Source organism: Petrotoga sp. SL27 (assembly GCF_002924605.1).
GTDB lineage: Bacteria > Thermotogota > Thermotogae > Petrotogales > Petrotogaceae > Petrotoga > Petrotoga sibirica.
In genome coordinates this window covers 1-397 of sequence record NZ_JAIP01000054.1, presented here as the reverse complement: position 1 = coordinate 397, position 397 = coordinate 1, and the positions used below count along the sequence as shown (strand labels likewise).

Sequence of the window (397 nt, the reverse complement as noted above, 5' to 3'; positions counted from 1 at the left end):
CAGCACTCACATAGCCAATTTCCTGTCAACCAATAAGAAACTTTTGCCTTTTAAACCTCTTGTGTACCAGCTTAATCCAAAAACTACCGCCAATTACAAAAAGACTTTTGTCGATATCGATAAAACGGATCATTTGGACGCTTACGTCATAGCCGATTTCGCTAGATGTGGCAAGATTTCTTCTTCCCCTTGGCGTGGTTCTCAGTTTTTGGCTTTACAAAGACTTACACGCCATAGGTTCCATTTGGTTCATACACTCGCTTCTGAAAAAAATTGGATGCTTTCCAACATTTATCTGAAATTCAGTGAATTGGCTGTGAAAAATAGGGATAAGCCCTTTTCCGATATATACGGTGCTACGTCTTGTGCTGCTTTGACTGAGTTCTACTCTTTGGAT

The 397-nt window shown here is 40.1% G+C and carries 1 protein-coding gene; it reads left to right on the top strand.

From position 1 onward, the window contains the following. On the top strand, window positions 1-397 hold a 397-nt coding region (locus AD60_RS10030), incomplete at both ends, for a transposase (RefSeq protein ID WP_146048851.1).